Source organism: Nostoc sp. CALU 546, from assembly GCF_048836525.1.
Map to the genome: position 1 here is coordinate 19827 of NZ_JAWJTF010000093.1, position 18605 is coordinate 38431.

Here is an 18605-nt window from a genome sequence, read left to right on the forward strand (position 1 = left end):
CCCCTCATAACTCATTCCCTCTGCATGGAAACGAGATAAACGATGGTAAAAGTACCTCGCCTTTTGTTTGAACGTTTGCGGCACATTGCCGTTTATGCCGCGTAATTGGATAAAGTCGAGCTTAGAAAATAGTCAATCTGTATCTACCGCGTTCCTGTGGATTCTTAGAAGTAACAACTATATAGTACGTATCATCTTCAGGCAACCTAGCTCGGTCAATTAAACCAGTGTACACACCATTTTTGTCTTTGTCTTTATCGATAGCGATCGTCTGTCCTTGAGAATTTAGCAAAGCTATATAAGGAGAAAATTCTTCATCAACACTATCTACCCGAATACTAACAAGCTGATTTTTTCTCCCTTGAAAATTGGAAATATTATAAGCGCCGCCATTTTGTTTCAGGGTTGAGCTTTTAGCAGTTAATTGACCTGCTTCATCTAAAGTATAACTAGCTCTATCATTCCTCAGAGCCAGACTATAGCGACCTATCTCACCGGCATCTCGGCTAGTAACTGCAATCTTATAAGTGCCAGTAACAGGTAATCGTGCAAAAATGAATGCATCATCGCCACCACTATTTTTATCCAAAGTGCCTTTTTTGACGATGATATTATTATCAGGATCGTGCAAAAACAACAAAGGATTTAAACTCAAGTTATTTGTTCTGCGTGTGTCATTACTACCAATCAGCCGAATTTGGACTAATTGATTTTCTCTGCCCTCAAACTCATAGAAATGAAAATATCTACCTTGAGATTGAAAGTCATCCTTACTTAGAATACCCAATGCCACATCTACAAAGTTTATTTCCTTGTAAGTAGGTGTCGCGGGTTGAGAAACTGGTGGACGGTTGGCACTAGCCTGACGACGTGTCCCTGAGTTAGAACTAGCCTGACGACGTGTCCCTGAGTTAGAACTAGCTTGACGACGTGTCCCTGAATTGGAACTAGCTTGGCGACGTCTCCCTGAGTTCGCACTGGAACTACTAGATGTTGGCTGTGAATTTGCTGGCTGAGACGATACACGAGGAGACTGCTTTACTGGTGACTCAACAGATGTCTTCGGTCTTGGAGATATTGACGCTTGAGAAGCAGGAATTTGCTCAATTCCTTTCGTTACTGCTTCTGGTTGTCTCTCATCTGGTGATTTAGCAATTAGAAAGTCTTGATAATTTTGCGGTCTTCCCAAAGCATTGATAGGCAGCAGATTACTCGTGACCAAAAAACTACTACTCAAGCAACAAATAAAAATGCGGCTTAATTTGCGACCATACTTGTGGTTTCCTAATAGCATAATTATGCTCCTAATTTTGCTGATTTTTTGTTTTTAAGCGATGGAATTATTTAATTTTTCATTTCCTGTTTCTTTCCAGCAAATAAAACTAACTTATGTTGAAGACTAAACTAAAATTTAGCCTTTGCCCGTCACCAATTTAATGTGCACCCTACCATGCAGCCCAAATTTTTGTCACCATTAAGCCAGAAAAACTATATATTCAATTGAAACTTCTAGAGTAAATCTCAATTTTGTACGTATCTACTGACCTACAACCTGAAATTGCTGTTTTTCGGAATTTTGCTCAGATATTTGTGCAAAACTGAGCCGGATGCTGCCGGATTAATAAATTTCAAGCACAAATAAATTAGACGCCCATCAATTCGTCAAAAGGCATCGCTCAAGCACAACTTTCTCCAAGTTATTTAAATTGTTCAATACCTGATGAGGTAAGGAAATTGGGGATTTGTATGGTGTCTAAGTGATATTTACTAACAAGAGAGATTATACTGCATGACTTAAAATGAATATATACTCCAATTGAAATGGATTCCCAGTATGCTCTGTTGTGTGAATCCCGATTGCCAAAAACCCCTAAATCCTGACAAAAACAACTATTGCCACAGTTGTAAAGCGGAATTGATACCCTTATTGGGAGGTCGCTATCGACCTACTCAGGTTTTGTCAGACGAAGGCGGATTTGGTAGAACCTATCTGGCGAAAGATGTACACAAACTCAATGAATGCTGTGTTGTTAAACAATTCGCACCAAAACTTCAGGGAACTGGGCCATTAACAAAGGCCGTTGAACTATTTAAACAAGAAGCTAGTCGACTTCAAGAACTGGCAGAACACCCGCAAATTCCAACTTTATTGGCTTATTTTGAGCAAAATAACTATCTATTTTTGGTGCAGCAATTTATCGATGGACAAAACTTGCTCAAAGAATGTGAAACGCGGGGAACCTATAACGAAACAGAGATTCGTCAACTTTTGCTAGATTTACTGCCGGTACTGAAATTTATCCATCAGCGGGGAGTGATTCACCGGGATATCAAGCCACAGAATATTATTCGCCGTCAAAGTGATGGGCGATTAGTGCTAATTGATTTTGGGGCTTCCAAAGTACTGACGGCAACAGTACAAACTAAAATGGGCACTGTTATTGGCTCACACGGTTACACTGCACTTGAGCAGATGCAAGATGGAAAAGCTTATCCAGCCAGTGATTTATTCAGTTTGGGGGCGACTTGTTTTCATCTACTAACTGGGGTTCGCCCATCTCAACTGTGGATAAAGCAAGGTTATGGTTGGGTTGGGTCTTGGCGGCAATATTTGACCAACCCAGGTAGGAATGAGGTTTTTATATCTATGGATTTGGGTGAAGTTTTGGATAAGCTGTTGCAACTAGAAATCCAAAACCGTTACCAATCAGCAGATGAAGTCATAACTGACTTGACATCTCAGCTATCACTATTGTCATCAGTTCCCCCAACTATACTTACACCAACATTTACAGCCACCGCAGCAAACAAAGGGCCCGTTTCATCAAAAACAAATGTCAAGCTGAAAAGTCAACTGCTGTTAGGTTCTAGCATTTTAGCGTTGGGATTAGGGGGAGTTTGGTATTTCCAGAATCGCCCCCATACAATAAGCGAATATTCTGAGCCTATTCCTGAACCTATTTCTGAGCCGATTCAGTCTCAAAAAAGCAAAAGTGTCTCGGAGAATTATTTTCTACCCAAACCCCTCAAGGGGCATTACAGCGATGTGAATTCCGTAGCTTTCAGTTCTGATGGTACAACCCTGGGTAGTGCCAGTGATGATAAGACAATCAAGCTATGGAATCTGGCAAGTGGACAGGAAATCCGCACCCTAAAAGGACATTCCAATTGGATTTGGACTATAGGCTTCAGTCCTGATAGCAAGACCCTCGCCAGTGGTAGTGCGGACATGAAAATCAAACTGTGGAATTTGGAGACAGGAAAGTTAATCAGAACTTTGGAGGGACATAGCGACGGAATTACTTCCGTAGCTTTTAGTCCTGATGGCAAAACCCTTGCTAGTGGCAGTGCTAGTAAGGACATGAAAATCAAATTATGGAATCTAGAGACAGGAAAGTTAATTCGCACCTTAGAAGGACATATCAATGGTGTTCCATCTGTAGTTTTCAGTCCTGATGGCAAAACCCTCGCTAGTGGTAGTTGGGACAAGACAATTAAATTGTGGAATGTGGAGACAGGAAAGTTAATCCGCACCTTAGAAGGCAATGCAGAGTCAATTCTTTCAGTCGCTTTTGCTCCCGATGGCGTCACCCTTGCCAGTGGCAGTAGAGATAAGACAATCAAATTGTGGAATGTGAAGACCGGAAAGTTAATCCACACTTTAAAGGGACATAATGATAAGGTTAATTCTGTTGCTTTTTTGCCAAGCAAAAGTTCAGATGGTGTCACCCTTATCAGTGGCAGTAGTGACAAGACAATCAAATTTTGGAATCCAGTCACAGGAAAGGAAATCCGCACTTTAGAGACGGGTTCTGGATATATTTATGCTGTTGCCATTAGCCCAGATGGACAAACTATTGCTGGTGGTGGGAGTGGTGAAAACATTCTCAAGATTTGGCAGATGATTAATTAAAAAGTGCTGATAGCCAAGATTCGAGATAGGTGTCCACTTTTTCGCATTCCATCCCATAATATTTAGTTTGGCTAAAACCTCAGCTAAATCGTAGCTTCAAGAGATGATATTAGCGAGGACTGTTTTATGATAATATTCTTTACGTGATCAAGATTTTATACCCATTCAATTAATGATTGCAACACATCATTGGGTAAAGACGCGATGAATCGCGTCTCTACAAATGGTCTATTTGTCGCATTCTTTTTTCAAATTGGTATTACCTACTTTTAACAAGTTGCTCAAGTAGGGGCAATTCATGAATTGCCCCTACTTGTCTGTGCTGTACTAACCACAAGTTTTGAGCTAGTTCATGCTAGATATTTGCTTGCTGACGTTGATATAGTGACCAGTACAAACCCTTTTGTTGCAACAACTGTGCGTGAGTACCACGCTCGGCAATCACACCTTGCTCTAATACCAAAATCAAATCAGCACGTTTGAGGGGAGCAAAGCGGTGAGCAATCAGAAACACGGTACGATTAGCGGAAATTTTTTGCAGGTTTTGTAGTACTTGTTGTTCAGTTTCACTATCCAAAGCGCTGGTAGCTTCATCCAAAACCAAAATCGGTGCTTGGGAAAGAAATAACCTTGCTAAGGCAATACGTTGTCTCTGTCCACCAGATAAAGCTGTACCGCGTTCACCCACGTTTGTTTCGTAACCGTATGGTAATTGACTGATGAAGTCGTGTGCTACTGCTAGTCTTGCCGCCTCTACTACTTGCTCTGCGGTAATGTCAGGACTACCGAGAGTAATATTTTCTAAAATGGAACCGTTGAATAAAAAGTCTTCTTGAAGAACTACACTAACTTGTTGCCGCAGTGAGGCTAAATCGGCACTTTTTATATCAAAACCATCAATAAGGATGCGTCCTGATTCAATTTGATAGAGGCGTTGCAATAGTTTAGATAGAGTACTTTTCCCAGAACCGCTACGTCCGACAATACCGACAAATTGCCCTGGTTCGGCATTGAAAGAGATTCCCCGCAGAATGGCTTCAAAGTTTGGCCGATAGCGGAAAAATACTTGCTCAAAGGTGACTTGTCCTTTCAGGGGTGGTAAAACTAGACCAGTTCCCAGTTCTGCTTCTGGGGAGACGTTGAGAATATCACCAATGCGATCTACAGAAAGTAGCACTTGTTGAAGGTTTTGCCACAACTGTACTAAGCGCAAAAGTGGGCCTGTGACTCTACCAGACAGCATTTGAAATGCAACTAGCTGTCCGATTGTGAGCTTTTGTTCAATGACTAATTTGGCTCCAAACCAGAGAATCAGCATGGTGGACAAATTAGTGAGAAAGTCACCAATATTGCTGCTGATATTGGAGGTGGTAGAGGCTTTAAAACCTGTGCGAATGAAGCGAGCAAATAAGCCTTCCCAGCGATCGCGGGCTACTGGTTCTGCTGCATGGGCTTTAACGGAGTGAATTCCGGTGATTGTCTCTACTAGAAACGATTGACTATCGGCAGAACGGTTGAAAGTTTCGTTTAGCCAGTTACGCAGAATTGGTGTTGCAACTATAGTTAATGTGGCAAATAGCGGCAGTACTGCTAAAGCTACAAAGGTTAGTGGGACGTTATAGTAAAACATCAATGCCAGGTATACCACAGCAAAGATGCTATCTAGAATTACAGTTAATGCTGTACCTGTGAGAAACTGACGAATTTGTTCGAGTTCTTGGACTCGTGCTACTGTATCTCCAACGCGCCGCGACTCAAAATAAGCTAATGGCAGACGCATCAGATGGCGAAATAGCTGCGCTGATAAACTCAAATCCAGACGACGAGCTGTATGGGTAAAGATGAATAGGCGGAGAATGCCAAGTATGGACTCAAATATGGCTACGCATAAAAGTGCGATCGCCATAACATCGAGAGTCGGCAAACTCCCTTGCACCATCACTTTATCAATGACAACTTGTGTAATTAGCGGTGTTGTTAACCCCAAAAGCTGCAAGGTAAAAGATGCTAACAATACTTCTGTTAGCAATCCCTTATACTTCCAAACTGCTGGGGTGAACCAACTCAGGTTAAATGTTTCTTGCTTAGAGATGAGTTCTACTTGCCACAATTGTCCATCCCAAGATGCCTCAACTATGGACTGCGGCAAAGTTTCACAAGTCCGTTCGGGATTTAAAGGATTAGCGATAATTAAGCGATCGCCTTTCACTCCATAAGCTACCACCCAGGATGGACTCTGGGGTGAGTCAGAATTCCACAGTAATAAAGCTGGAAATGACAACTGTCGCAACTCACCCCAACTCACTTGTAACCGCCGCAAAACTAACCCTAATTTTTCTCCTGCTTCCACAACCTGTTTTGGGCGTTGTCCTCTGAGTTGACGCTGCACCCATTCCAGTTGCACAGAATTTTCTAACTGTTGCGCCACCATTGTTAAACAAGCAGCAGCGGTGTTCCAACTGGCAACAAACGGATAATTTGAGACGATTAAATTGGCACCTGGGAGTCCTCTTTGGGGTTGGAGGCTGTGGGGACTGGAAGTCCCTTCTGAGGCTGGCGCTAGTGAAGGAGTGGAAGAGAAGGAAAATGTCTCCCTTTCTCCCTCCATATTCACTGGTAACACTTGCCAGAACTCCTGAATTTGGGGGTTAGAAAATTCTGTCCACAGCGCAGTATCCCAATAAACTACTACCACTTCTTTACTGGCAGCTACAGCTTTAAAATCCGCAGACAACTTTTGTAAGTCACCAAACCAATCCCCCGCATCTAGGGCGGCTATTGGTTTGCCAACGCCCTCTTCTCGCAAGCGGACTTTTCCAGCCACAATTAAAAATTGATAACCACCGACATCGTTTGACCAGATTTTTTCTCCAAGACGATATTGACGGGTTTGGCACTCATTTTCTAATTGGGACTGTTGTTCTGGAGTCAGCCAGCATAGTGGTGGCTGATTCCAAAGCAAAGAAGCTAGCACTTTTAATCGTAAAGATTCATTATCCAGAGTTTTTAACTCACTTGTAACTTGACTGTCAGTTTTTGAATTTTCTCTGCTAGCCATTTTTCAAATAACTCATTTTGTAGTGCTTGCTTTAGTTGAGTATCTTCTAAAGACGCTGGCAGAAATTGTTCTACTCGAAACAAACCATAAGGTCCTTCTCCTTGGGGAGAGTCTTTGCCAACGATTTCTATTGGTCCTACTAATTGTCCAGGACTTGCCACATCAATAGCTGCCCGTAATATATCTGGCATACTTCCTCGGCTGACTATTCCCATCATGCCGTTCACAATTCGGTCATCTGAAAGTGAATACTCTTTAGCTAGTTGCTCAAAACTACCTCCTTCTTCAATTTGCGTGTGTAGTTCGTCTGCCAATTCTCGATTATCAACAACAATCCGAGAAAGTACTACCCGATCCAAAAAAATCTTGCGCTCAATAAAATATTCTTGGAGTTTTGTTTCCGTCACTACAGCTTTCAGCTTTTCCAACTTGTAACCAAAAGTGACTGATGTGTGAAAGGTAGCGTAATCTGTGTTGTTGGTCTGTAACCATTCTTGAAAACTTTGGGGATCAGTCAGTTGATTTTTCAGCCTAAAGTCAATAATTGACTGTTCAGTTATTGCCGTGCCAATTTCAAGATCGTCTCGTGTTCGGATTTCTTCCTCAATCACGTACTGGCGGAGAATATCCCCAATGAACTGTCCCAATTTTCCAGAGGCTTGCAGGTACTTTACTGCTTCCTCAATAGAAATTATTTGGTCATTAATTGTCAAAAATGATAAAGATTCCATGAACTAATTATGTGAAAATGGTTAAACACTTATAGGACTTTTAAATCATATAGAAATCATCTGGTTGTTGATTGATAAATATGATAAAGATTCCATGAACTAATTACATCTGGATGGTCAAAAAATTATATAGCTAGCAAATAATATAATTTCCCACGATCACTTTTACAGTCTAGCGGGGACAAAACAGGATTGAAAATTTTAATGGTAGGGCAGTAGTAAGGTAGATTACTGATTTTCTCCCAATGGCCAATGCCCCACCTAAACGAGTAATTGTTTATTCTAGCTGGTCTACTTAATGAAACTTATCCATGTCCAAGCAAGTAGCATAGCCGCGATCGCACCGATTAATGTATTAAAAATATTTACTACTTCATTAGTCAGCCAATTATACTTAGATTGCAGTGTTGCCCCGATTACACTTTCTAAGTTAGTGGCAATAAATGCTGCCAGTACACACCAAACGACTCCTAATAGATCAATTAAACCAACTCCCCAACCAATAAATGCGATCGCTACAGAAGCGACAATCCCAGCTAGAGTTCCTTCCAAGCTTATCGCTCCTTCTGTACCTCGTGGCACTGGTTGGAGTGTGGTAATCAAAAAGGTACTTTTACCATAAGCTTTACCAACTTCGCTGGCGGTGGTGTCAGCCAGCTTGGTACTGAAACTCGCTACATAGCCTAATAATAATAAGGACTGGGGATTAGGGATTAGGGACTGCGAAGTAGGTACAAGGAATCCCGAATTTATTATTCCTACTCCCAAGGCACACAGCGCCCCAGTCAAAGCCGAACCCCAAACATTTTCTGGGCCTCTTGCCCCAGAACGCTTTTCGGCAATTCCTTCTGCCTCCTTCTGCGCCATACCAATGCGGGTAACGCCAGAACCAACCAGAAAATAGAACATTACTACTGCATATCCTTGCCAGCCTAGAGTTACCCAAATTAAGATAGCCAGGAACCAGGCATGGAATAATCCAGCAGGGGTAAGTAACTTTTTCGGAGCAATCCAAGCTACACCCAATAAAATTGTGTTTAATACAACTGCTACTAACCAGGGATTAACAGAATCAATTAAGGATGACATCAGCAATTAATCATGAGTAATTTTGTCTGAATATCAACAGAATAACGAATTTGTCATACTTCGTGCTTAATTTCTGAAACCTCTCCAGCTAAAGTAATATATTTGTATTATTAACTATAGGAATCCGCTTTGATGTCTGAACTAATTTGCGTAGGTAGGCAATAGGCAATAGGCAATAGGCAATAGGCAATAGGCAATCTTGCTACAGTCAAGAAGGCTTCTTAGTTGTACTGAGTTTTTTCAGAAATCAAATATGAGTCCTATAAATTGCTTAGAGGATGTTTGAAAAGTCCTCTTGTCGGTATCAAAAATTTTAGATCCCCTAAATCCAATACGGTTCAGTTAAGATTACTGGTGTAGATAATTTTTCTTTGAAGACGCGATGAATCGCCGTCTCTACAAGTGTTTTGTTGCTCATTCTGAACTGTATTGAATTATAACTGTGTTCAAGTTGACCACAATCAAGATTTAACAGCATAGATTGTAGATAGCATCAACTACAAATCTTTTCCACACAAGCTATGAGCCAAACTTTATTCCATCTGGCTTTTCCTGTAACTAACATTGCCCAGACAAAAGCATATTATGTAGATGGCTTGGGCTGCATTCCTGGTCGTGAAAACCACCATGCCTTGATTCTCAATCTCTACGGTCATCAACTAGTGGCTCACGTCACCAAAGAACCCTTGATACCGCAACATACCATATATCCCAGACACTTTGGGCTAATTTTTACCCAAGAACGTGACTGGCAAGACTTACTCGAAAGGGCGCAACAACAACAGCTACTTTTTCGGGAAGAAACCAAAAATCGCTTTGTTGGTTCTCCTCTTGAGCATCGCACTTTCTTTTTAGAAGATCCCTTTTATAACCTCATGGAGTTCAAGTATTATCGTCACCCAGAAGCGATTTTTGGGAGTTACGAACATACACAAATTGGGGATAGGACTTAAGAAATTCGTAATTCGTAATTAAAGATGAATAAATCCAGCGTGGCGATTCTTCTAGCTACTGACTGGATTTTTTCTTCAGCAAGGGCAGCTTAATACCTTCTGTTAAAGCTGCTTGCACTACTGCTAAACTTCTCGTGTCTGTCAGCATCCAAGGGTGTAGAGCAACTGGTACTATTACTTCACTTCCTACGGACATTTGTGAACTATTTGCTGGGACAATCATCATATCATAAGGTGTCCAGATAGATGTAAAACCTAGCTGCCCCAATATTACAGCATCAGAATTTAAATCCTTGAGAAAAATGCTGTCGGGGCGCATTTGTAGGCAACCAGGACGCCTGGAACCATAAGCAACGACAGTTCCATGATGGGGTGAAGAGATGGTGATAAACCGCTGCACGCGGTTTATTCCTCCCAGTCGCTGTACATAGTAACGGCTGACAATTCCTCCCATGCTGAAGCCTACTAAATCTAGGCGTTGTTCTGCTGCAAAGGTAGCTGTAATATAATCTGCTACCTGCTTTGCCAATTCATCAAGACCCACATCACCATTATTAGGAAGCAGATTCAGGCTATATACAGACCAACCCCGTTGTATGAGGTATGCCCTCATTTTATGGAAAACTGCTTCTGTATCTTCAATCCCATGTATTAACAAAACGGGATTGCGCTGCTGATTTTCGGTGTTCATTTACAAAATCTGGTTGAAGTAAGGGGTGTATTTCACTTTTGTAGGTACTACTGCTCTACAAACTGAAGCTATTGCTTTTCGGATTCTTTAAAAGATATTTTTGCAAAACTGAAATGCACTCAAAAATAATTTGTATAAAATTTAACTAATTAAGCTCACCATCTGCCAATAGGCTATGACACTCCTCCCACTGGTTGAGAGTAAACTGCTCGTTCCAATTCAAGAAGTATTTACTAAACAAATAAATGTTAATTTTTATAAAGCTTGCTTTCAGAATCTTGCTCTTAGTTACAGTAAAATTTAATAATTAGTTCTCGATGCATACAGGTTGCAAATGCTTGCGATAGAACATTTGCCCTGTAGTTTTACTACAATGTTAATTAAGCACAAACCTATAAGGGTTGTCACCAGAACGGGGTGACGCAAAGTAGAAAATGTAACATTTTGTCGTAATTTTTAACAATTACGGTCGAGTTCCAACTATAACAGGCAGGAGTAATTGTAGTGGATTTTATCAAAAAGTTAATTTCGGGTATTCTAGGTTTCATTACCGGACTTTTACCAGGAAAGAAGAAAAGCAACGGCTACTTCTTAGAATTGGACGAAGCCAAAGATGCTGCTAAAGATGCTGCTAAAGAGGTAGCATCGAACGCGAAGAAAGTAGCAGAGACAGTTGCATCAAACGCTAAGAAAGTAACGGCAACAATTGCATCAGAAGCACCAACTCCATCCAAGCCAGATTCATTGAACGGAACAAAAACTGCCGCAGCTAACGGTAAGGCAAAATCAGCTAAAAATCCCAAACCAGCTGATGTTCAACTAGTCCAGACTGCTGAGGGTCTTAAAGTTGAACCTGGCAAAAATGCAAAAGCCGCAGCAGCCAAAGTAATCAAAGAGCAGCCAACTGAAACAACCTTTGCGCCAAAATATCTTGCTCCTTCGACTACAAGCTCTAATGGTCGTCGGCGTCCAGGGGCGAATATGAGTGCTTATTTAGAGATGGCACGTCAGGTTAAAACACCTAAATAATTGATAGAGACCGTAAGCTTACGGTCTCTATAGATTATAAGGTTAAGATGACTTTGCCAGTTGTAGATGGGGAACTCTCCAATTTAGGAGCGATCGCTTAATTTTCTCCACTACAACTGCATTTTTTAGGGTTGGTTTATTTGCACAACTAATTAGTATTTTTAAGTAACACCAGTCCACTATATAGCTGAAAAGCTGAGTCCCAATTAGTCTGTTCTCTACGCAACAAATGAATGTGAGACTTGATATGACTCAGCATTTCTGTTTGATCTAATGTTGTATCCGCAAAGGACGTGAAATCTGACCAAATTTTGACTTTAGGTAGTTGCTGGTCAATCCAACTCGATAAAATATTCCAATTAATTCTGATTGTATTTTGGCTAGCTTGAGGAATGATTTCTAAACCTTCCTGAAATTCATAGCCGCTATCATCAAATCGGAGAATACAATGTCTACCTGGTATGTGTAAATCACAAAACTGGGCATAGTCTTGTGTTTGAGTTTTCCGTTCCAGTTTACCGCGCACATCTCGATCTACTACTTCCTCGAAAATGGGCAACAGTCCCACTACTCTTGCTGTGACTTCTGACCAGTCAAAAGTGAGAGAACCGAGTTGATTTGCCTCGTTACGGCAAACAACTGTAACCTGTGGGGTAGATGCTTGAAAATATTTGACTTGATAAACTTGAATTTGCTTAATTTGAGCTATTGTTGCCCAAAAGCAAGGAATACCAGCTTGCTGTAACTGTTTGCCGTAAAATTTTAGCTCTCCTACTTGGCCAGTGCGGTACAACCTCCAGCCACGACTTGGCAGTATCAACCGTGCAGTGTAGGGGTCTAGCTGCATAATCTGGGCAAATTTTAGAGATGCTTCTGTTTTAATCTCGTTACTGAGAGGCTCTAAAACTAATACGCCAAGTTCGGTATTATTCGGTTCAGATTTTGCTTGAGAAATGGCTCTTTGTCTTTCTTCAAGCTCCATTTCTTGTAGTCGTCGCAAACCTTCGCGTGCAAGGGTTATTATTTTGGTATTTCTTGTATCTCGCAGCAGTTGCCGATAAACATTGTCCGCATCCTGGCGCTTTCCAGATACTTCATGCAGCCGGCCGAGATAATATTGTACCCAAGGATGTTCTGGCGATTCTACTAGCAGCTGTTTGAGTAATTTAGCAGCTGTTTGATAATCTTTATGCTCAAAGGCGATCGCAACTTGCTCAATCATCACTTTAAATAAACAGTGGAGTGATGTCTCATGCAAAATTATTTTTGCGTGAGCTATACATCATTTATACTTCACAAGCTGCGGTAATCAAGGATAATGCTACTACTGGGGCCGTAACTGCTCTCAAAATGCGGCGACCAAGGGAAACAGGTTGAAATCCAGATGCGATCGCATTCTCAATTTCTGGTGTTGTCCATCCTCCCTCTGGCCCAGTAGCAATGACAATTGTTTCTTGTCCTATGTCATTTGTCATTTGTCCTTTGTGCTGTAAGCAATCTTTTAAGTGGGGAAACTCGCCACGCGCTACACAGATATATTGCTGGCTATTTGCAAATGACAAACTCGTGTTAAAAGTAACAGGCTCTAAAATTGTCGGCACAAAAGAACGCTCTGATTGCTCGGCGGCTTCCGCAGCGATGCGCCGCCAACGTTCAAGCTTTTGAGGACTAGGATGAAGTAAAGTGCGATCGCTCAATACTGGTGCAATACAAGTTACTCCCAACTCTGTACAACACCTCACCACTTCATCAAATCCATTACCTTTGGGCAACGCCACCATCAGCGTAATCGATACAGGTAATTCAGTTTCTACTAAAAGTGGTTCTAAAACCTGTGCTTGTTCCCCTGCTAGCTGCGCTAACCACGATTTTCCTTTACCATCCATTGCAATAAAGCGATCGCCTTCACGCAAGCGCAACACGCGCTCCAAATAATGTTGCTGTTCTTTTGTGAGCAAAATTTGCCCTTGTTGGAGTTGAGAAGGTGCGATCGCAATTCTTTGCAGTTGAGACATGGGATTTTGGAATTTCAAGAATATCAAGTCAAAGATGGACACAGATAAGTCCATCTGTGTCCATTTATCCTTTAATTACTTATTCGGCTTACGAAAGATTCTGGAAGTAAGCTTCTAGCGCTTCAGTCACTAACTGAGTCATCGGCTTACCTTGGCTTTCTGCTACTTCTTTCAACTTGCCATAAACCTCTTCTTTCAAATTTACTCGGTGGCGCGATTTGTTTGCACCATTAGCTGTTTGGGGTTCGTAAGTGCTAGCAAATTCGCGGATGGCATCAAAACCAACGCGATCGCAAAAATCACCGAAGCTTTCCTTAGATTTCCGAGATTTCTTAAAGTAAACAAAAATCGGCTCTAAGAAGCTTTCCAAGTCATTATGGTGCAGTTTTTCTATGTAAGGTTGTGCCAGTCGAGTCTGATTTGGCGAACCCCCTAACCATAATTGGTAAGATTCTGGAGCGCTACCGACAAAGGCCAATTCAGCCAAGTAGGGACGAGCGCACCCATTGGGGCATCCTGTCATCCTTACCACAAAATGCTCTTTTTGTAAACCTAATTTATCTAACAGAGCGCGAATCCGCTCCAAAATACCTGGTATTGCTCGTTCTGATTCCGTGATTGCCAAGCCGCAAGTGGGTAAAGCCGGACAAGCCATTGCATACCGCACTAAAGGTTCGGTTTTATTGGGTTCGTCTCCGACACCGTGACGGCTGAGAATGTCTTGAATAGCTTGCTTGCTATCTGGTTCAATATCGTAAAAAATCAGGTTGTGGTTGGATGTGAGGCGGATGGGTAAGTTGAACTGTTCGACAATTTCCCGCAAGGCGGTTTTCAGTTGAAACGAACCTTCATCCTTGACTCGACCATTGTCAATGGAAATTCCTAAGAATAGCTTGCCATCACCTTGTTCATTCCAGCCGAGGAAGTCGTAAAATTTAAACTCTGGCAGTGGTTTGAAGGCTTCAATTGATTTACCGAAATATTCTTCAACTTGGGTACGGAATTTCTCTACACCCCAATCGTTGATTAGATATTTTAGTCTGGCATGACGACGGTCAGTGCGATCGCCATAATCTCTTTGGGTAGCAACAATCGCTTTCACGATGTCGTAAACGTCATCCTTCGCCACATAACCGATGGGGTCTGCTAACCTAGCGAAAGTTTCTTCTTTACCGTGGGTTCTACCTAAACCACCACCAGCAAAAATATTAAATCCTTCTAACTGTTTCTTTTTATTGGTAATCACTACCAACGTCAGGTCTTGGGAATACAAATCAACCGAATTATCTCCTGGCACTGTTACGCAAATTTTAAACTTGCGGGGCATATAGTGAGTGCCATAAATCGGTTCTTCGTTGTCATGGATAATTGTGCCATTCCCATTGCGTTGTCGCGCTGCTTTTACCTCTGGGTTCTCTTCAGCACTAATTGCCTTTTCCCCATCTAACCAAATTTCGTAATAAGCACCCGTTTGTGGTGACAGCAAGTCAGCAATATTTTGGGCATACTCCCAAGCATACTGATACTCTGGGCGATTCTTAAAGGGGGCTGGTGGTGCCATCACGTTGCGATTAATGTCGCCGCAAGCACCTAAAGTTGAACCCAGATTATTGACAATGGTGGCAATTGCTGACTTTAGATTCTTCTTTAAAATTCCGTGCAGTTGGAAACCTTGACGGGTAGTGGCTCGTAACGTATGGTTGCCATACTCATCAGCTATTTTATCTAAAGCCAGATATAGCTCTGGCGGTACTAAACCACCCGGATTTTTTGTCCGCAGCATAAACTGGTAATCTTTTTCCTGTCCCTTGGTGCGGTTGTCGCGGTTATCCTGCTGGTAAGAACCGTGAAACTTCAAAAGCTGTACCGCATTTTCAGTAAAATGGGTAGTGTCTTGAAGAATTTCACTTGCTACAGGTTCACGCAAAAAATTACTATTTTCCTTGATTCCTTCTACTTTGGAAGGTTTACGGCTAGCGATGGGGGAAGGAGCAGATTTAACCATTAGACTTGTATAGTATTCTCAATAAAGCATTAAGTAGACGCCGAATCAGCACCCTTCGGCTACTTGATCCCCGGTAATCCGGCCGGAATAATGAGGAATGTTTTAATTTTACCACGGCAAAAGCTGGCTTTGTCAGTGATGTAATACTTAGCAAAACCAGCTTTTGAGGAGTAGTGATTTTTTAGTGCTGAGTCCTGAGTACTAAGTAAAGTATAAACTGACTGAGGACTCAATAATCTTTTATTTGAAGCGATAGCCAATACCACCATTAATGCTAACAGCAGAAGCATCGCTATTTTGGTAAGCACCAATTCCGACTTTGGCATTAGTGTAGACGAGGAAATTGTTAGCAACTTCCGATTCAACACCAGCACCTACCACTACAGAATCTTTGTTACCTATAGGAGTTGCTGAACCATCTTTTTCTACAAAAGAATAACCACCAGTTAAATAGGCGTTAGTTCTATTAGCGATGGGTACATCCACAGAAAGTTCTGGAATAATGGCACTCGTCTGGTCACTCCAGAGGACATTACCGCGTGCAGAAAACGGGGTAGTTCCTAATTTCAAGCGACCTGTGACATTACCACCAAATGTGGCATCATCGTTGATACCTTGTCCGCCACTGGTAACGCCAGCTGCAACACCAGCACCAACATAACTAGCATCAGTACCCTTTTTGGTTTGAGCAGAAGCTTGACCAGCTGATAGAACAAAAGGAGCAACTATTAAGGAAGACAATGCAGAAATTGTCAAGAAAGACTTGAGTAAGCGTTTCATAATTTTCACCAAACTTTGTATTTTTTACTTATATATTCAAGGTCGAAAATCATGCGAGAATGTTCCAAATTATTCTCAAATTTTCTTAAATAACTGTTGTTATTGATGCATAAGGCTTACAGGGTAACTAATACTGGAATTTATAAATGAGTTGTTATAATTAAATTTAAATGTCTTTTCATCTTGGTTATTTAGTCCAAAATAGACGCTTTTAAAACTGTCACAATATTTGGAACTAAAACTAAGTTGGGACATGGCAAATAAAATATCCGGTTAACATTTTTTTGCCGAGCTTTTCACAGATGATGAAAAAGTAGGCTGTAGCATCTGTTGCAACAAGCTATAGAGGGAATCTATAAAGTTAATTTTGAGCAATTCTTGTGGAGATTGAATAATGCTAACCGCTGCAAAAACGTTGTCTGGTCTGATGGGTTTATGTGTCGGTGATGCGTTGGGTGTGCCGGTGGAGTTTACTAGCCGTGCTGAACGAGTAAAATCTCCAGTGACAACAATGCTTGGTTATGGCACATGGAATCAACCACCAGGAACTTGGTCAGATGATAGTTCCTTAAGCTTTTGCTTGGCAGAATGCCTTTGTAGAGGGTATTCGTTGGATGCTATAGCCAATTCCTTCTGGCGCTGGTACAAGGAGGCTTACTGGACTCCCCGTGGCGATGTCTTTGATATTGGTCAAACTACCCACACAGCAATTATGCGCCTAAAGCAGGGAGTGGTTCCCCATCAGGCGGGCGGTAAAGTTGAAAATAGTAATGGCAATGGTTCTTTAATGAGAATCTTGCCAATGGCTTATTGTCACAGAAGCTTCACTTTAGGCGAATTACTGGCGCGGGTGCATGATGTTTCAGCGATTACTCATGCTCACGCGCGATCGCAAATGGCCTGTGGCATTTATATTAGTATTGCAGTGGCACTCTTAGAAGGGGCTGACCCGCAAACAGCTTATTTACAAGGATTGCAAGATATCCAAACGATATATTCCATCCGAGAATTTTTGTTAGAGAAGCCGCATTTTGGCAGAGTTTTCAGTGGTGAGATTGCCAAATTACCAGTTGAAGAGATTAATTCTGGGGGCTATGTGATTGATACTTTGGAATCGTCCCTGTGGTGTTTATTAAATAGCTCGTCTTATTCGGAAGCGGTGTTGAAAGCTGTCAATTTAGGCGGAGATACCGATACAACCGCCGCTGTCACGGGTGGGTTAGCGGGAATTTATTACGGGGTGGAAAATATTCCCAAACAATGGATGAATCAAATTGCTCGTAGACAAGACATTATTTACTTAGCAGAGCGTTTTGCAAGGGCTGTTTACAGCTAGTTTGGAATTAGAAATTATACCAAGCGTTTTATGAGCGCCTTTTCGCAAGTAAAATCAGTAGTAGAAAAGTTTCATACTGGTTGAACAATGCTAACCGATACAAAAACATTGTCTGGTTTGATGGGTTTATGTATTGGTGATGCATTGGGTGTGCCAGTGGAGTTCACCAGCCGCGCTGAACGAGTAAAATCTCCAGTCACATCAATGCTGGGTTATGGAACTTGGGATGTTCCTGCTGGTACGTGGTCAGATGACAGTTCGCTGACCTTTTGTTTGGCAGAATGTCTTTGTGAGGGATTTTCACTGGATGCGATTGCTAATTCTTTCTGGCGCTGGTATCACGAAAGTTATTGGACTGCTCAAGGCGAAGTATTTGATATCGGTAACACCACATTTTTAGCAATTGTCAACTGGAAACAAGGAACTCCACCCCTAAAAGCAGGTGGTAGTAATGAAAATAGTAATGGCAATGGTTCTTTGATGAGAATCTTGCCGATGGCTTATTGTCACAAAAGTTTAACATTAGATGAATTGATTGCACGGGTGCATCAAGTTTCTTCCATTACTCATGCTCATGCGCGATCGCAAATGGCCTGTGGCATTTATATTAGTATTGCAGTGGCACTCTTAGAAGGGGCTGACCCGCAAACAGCTTATTTACAAGGATTGCAAGATATCCAAACGATATATTCCATCCGAGAATTTTTGTTAGAGAAGCCGCATTTTGGCAGAGTTTTCAGTGGTGAGATTGCCAAATTACCAGTTGAAGAGATTAATTCTGGGGGCTATGTGATTGATACTTTGGAATCGTCCCTGTGGTGTTTATTAAATAGCGCGTCTTATTCGGAAGCGGGGATGAGAGCTGTCAATATAGGCGGAGATACAGAGACTACGGCCGACGTCACCGGTGGGTTAGCGGGAATTTAATAGGGGGTGGAAACTATTCCCAAACAATGGATGAATAATATTGACCGTAGACTAGACATTAACTACTTAGCAGAGCGG

Annotated in this window: 13 protein-coding genes and 1 pseudogene; 5 read left to right on the forward strand and 9 right to left on the reverse strand. The window is 41.7% G+C overall.

Going from position 1 to position 18605, the window contains the following annotated elements; all coding sequences use genetic code 11:
- Positions 1 to 121: 121 nt before the first annotated feature.
- Complete coding sequence (locus tag RRG12_RS32260) at positions 122 to 1294, reverse strand: pre-peptidase C-terminal domain-containing protein (protein ID WP_420761994.1); 1173 nt, start codon at positions 1292 to 1294, stop codon at positions 122 to 124.
- Positions 1295 to 1834: 540 nt separating this feature from the next.
- Here RRG12_RS32260 and RRG12_RS32265 point away from each other — a divergent pair.
- Complete coding sequence (locus RRG12_RS32265) at positions 1835 to 3913, forward strand: protein kinase domain-containing protein (protein ID WP_420761995.1); 2079 nt, start codon at positions 1835 to 1837, stop codon at positions 3911 to 3913.
- A 355-nt stretch (positions 3914 to 4268) separates the two neighbouring features.
- Here the strand turns inward: RRG12_RS32265 and RRG12_RS32270 are convergent, their stop codons facing one another.
- From RRG12_RS32270 to RRG12_RS32280, 3 genes are all read right to left on the reverse strand, one after another.
- Positions 4269 to 6971 (reverse strand): type I secretion system permease/ATPase, encoded by a 2703-nt coding sequence (locus tag RRG12_RS32270; RefSeq protein WP_420761996.1) that lies wholly within the window; start codon positions 6969 to 6971, stop codon positions 4269 to 4271.
- Entirely contained in the window at positions 6920 to 7702 is a 783-nt protein-coding gene (locus RRG12_RS32275) for a peptidylprolyl isomerase (RefSeq protein ID WP_420761997.1), read from the reverse strand. The genes RRG12_RS32270 and RRG12_RS32275 overlap by 52 nt, the downstream gene beginning before the upstream one ends.
- Positions 7703 to 7993: 291 nt before the next feature.
- A complete protein-coding gene (locus tag RRG12_RS32280) occupies positions 7994 to 8791 on the reverse strand; it encodes a TIGR00297 family protein (protein WP_069072103.1) in 798 nt (265 codons plus the stop codon).
- 521 nt (positions 8792 to 9312) lie between these two features.
- Here RRG12_RS32280 and RRG12_RS32285 point away from each other — a divergent pair.
- Positions 9313 to 9744, forward strand: a complete 432-nt coding sequence (locus tag RRG12_RS32285; protein ID WP_420761998.1) for a VOC family protein — start codon at positions 9313 to 9315, stop codon at positions 9742 to 9744.
- A 55-nt stretch (positions 9745 to 9799) separates the two neighbouring features.
- Here RRG12_RS32285 and RRG12_RS32290 read toward each other — a convergent pair whose 3' ends face one another.
- A complete protein-coding gene (locus RRG12_RS32290; RefSeq protein ID WP_420761999.1) occupies positions 9800 to 10435 on the reverse strand; it encodes an esterase/lipase family protein in 636 nt (211 codons plus the stop codon).
- Positions 10436 to 10939: 504 nt separating this feature from the next.
- Here RRG12_RS32290 and RRG12_RS32295 point away from each other — a divergent pair.
- Positions 10940 to 11464: a hypothetical protein gene (locus RRG12_RS32295; RefSeq protein ID WP_420762000.1), complete on the forward strand. Its 525-nt coding sequence runs from the start codon at positions 10940 to 10942 to the stop codon at positions 11462 to 11464.
- Between the two features lie 148 nt (positions 11465 to 11612).
- Here RRG12_RS32295 and RRG12_RS32300 read toward each other — a convergent pair whose 3' ends face one another.
- From RRG12_RS32300 to RRG12_RS32315, 4 genes are all read right to left on the reverse strand, one after another.
- On the reverse strand, positions 11613 to 12686 hold the full coding sequence (locus tag RRG12_RS32300; protein ID WP_420762001.1) for a tetratricopeptide repeat protein: 1074 nt from the start codon (positions 12684 to 12686) through the stop codon (positions 11613 to 11615).
- A gap of 64 nt (positions 12687 to 12750) precedes the next feature.
- Positions 12751 to 13479, reverse strand: coding sequence for a 16S rRNA (uracil(1498)-N(3))-methyltransferase (locus tag RRG12_RS32305; RefSeq protein ID WP_069072108.1), 729 nt, complete (start codon positions 13477 to 13479; stop codon positions 12751 to 12753).
- 88 nt (positions 13480 to 13567) lie between these two features.
- The gene (gene sir, locus RRG12_RS32310) at positions 13568 to 15484 is read right to left on the reverse strand and encodes a sulfite reductase, ferredoxin dependent (protein WP_420762002.1); all 1917 of its coding nucleotides are present in this window, start codon (positions 15482 to 15484) and stop codon (positions 13568 to 13570) included.
- A 240-nt stretch (positions 15485 to 15724) separates the two neighbouring features.
- A complete protein-coding gene (locus RRG12_RS32315) occupies positions 15725 to 16264 on the reverse strand; it encodes a porin family protein (protein WP_069072110.1) in 540 nt (179 codons plus the stop codon).
- A 394-nt stretch (positions 16265 to 16658) separates the two neighbouring features.
- Between RRG12_RS32315 and RRG12_RS32320 the strand changes: the two genes are divergently transcribed.
- Positions 16659 to 17600 carry an ADP-ribosylglycohydrolase family protein gene (locus tag RRG12_RS32320; protein WP_069072111.1) on the forward strand — a complete coding sequence of 314 codons (942 nt, stop codon included), beginning with the start codon at positions 16659 to 16661 and terminating at the stop codon, positions 17598 to 17600.
- Positions 17601 to 17687: 87 nt separating this feature from the next.
- Positions 17688 to 18605, forward strand: a pseudogene (locus RRG12_RS32325) (ADP-ribosylglycohydrolase family protein); the annotation flags it as partial.

Bases quoted from the DNA above. Each gene is read 5' to 3' on its own strand.
- RRG12_RS32300 (WP_420762001.1), bottom strand. From the start codon at position 12,686: ATGATTGAGCAAGTTGCGATCGCCTTTGAGCATAAAGATTATCAAACA.
- RRG12_RS32290 (WP_420761999.1), bottom strand. From the start codon at position 10,435: ATGAACACCGAAAATCAGCAGCGCAATCCCGTTTTGTTAATACATGGG.
- RRG12_RS32285 (WP_420761998.1), top strand. From the start codon at position 9,313: ATGAGCCAAACTTTATTCCATCTGGCTTTTCCTGTAACTAACATTGCC.
- sir (WP_420762002.1), bottom strand. From the start codon at position 15,484: ATGGTTAAATCTGCTCCTTCCCCCATCGCTAGCCGTAAACCTTCCAAA.
- RRG12_RS32265 (WP_420761995.1), top strand. From the start codon at position 1,835: ATGCTCTGTTGTGTGAATCCCGATTGCCAAAAACCCCTAAATCCTGAC.
- RRG12_RS32280 (WP_069072103.1), bottom strand. From the start codon at position 8,791: ATGTCATCCTTAATTGATTCTGTTAATCCCTGGTTAGTAGCAGTTGTA.
- RRG12_RS32315 (WP_069072110.1), bottom strand. From the start codon at position 16,264: ATGAAACGCTTACTCAAGTCTTTCTTGACAATTTCTGCATTGTCTTCC.
- RRG12_RS32320 (WP_069072111.1), top strand. From the start codon at position 16,659: ATGCTAACCGCTGCAAAAACGTTGTCTGGTCTGATGGGTTTATGTGTC.
- RRG12_RS32275 (WP_420761997.1), bottom strand. From the start codon at position 7,702: ATGGAATCTTTATCATTTTTGACAATTAATGACCAAATAATTTCTATT.
- RRG12_RS32270 (WP_420761996.1), bottom strand. From the start codon at position 6,971: ATGGCTAGCAGAGAAAATTCAAAAACTGACAGTCAAGTTACAAGTGAG.
- RRG12_RS32305 (WP_069072108.1), bottom strand. From the start codon at position 13,479: ATGTCTCAACTGCAAAGAATTGCGATCGCACCTTCTCAACTCCAACAA.
- RRG12_RS32260 (WP_420761994.1), bottom strand. From the start codon at position 1,294: ATGCTATTAGGAAACCACAAGTATGGTCGCAAATTAAGCCGCATTTTT.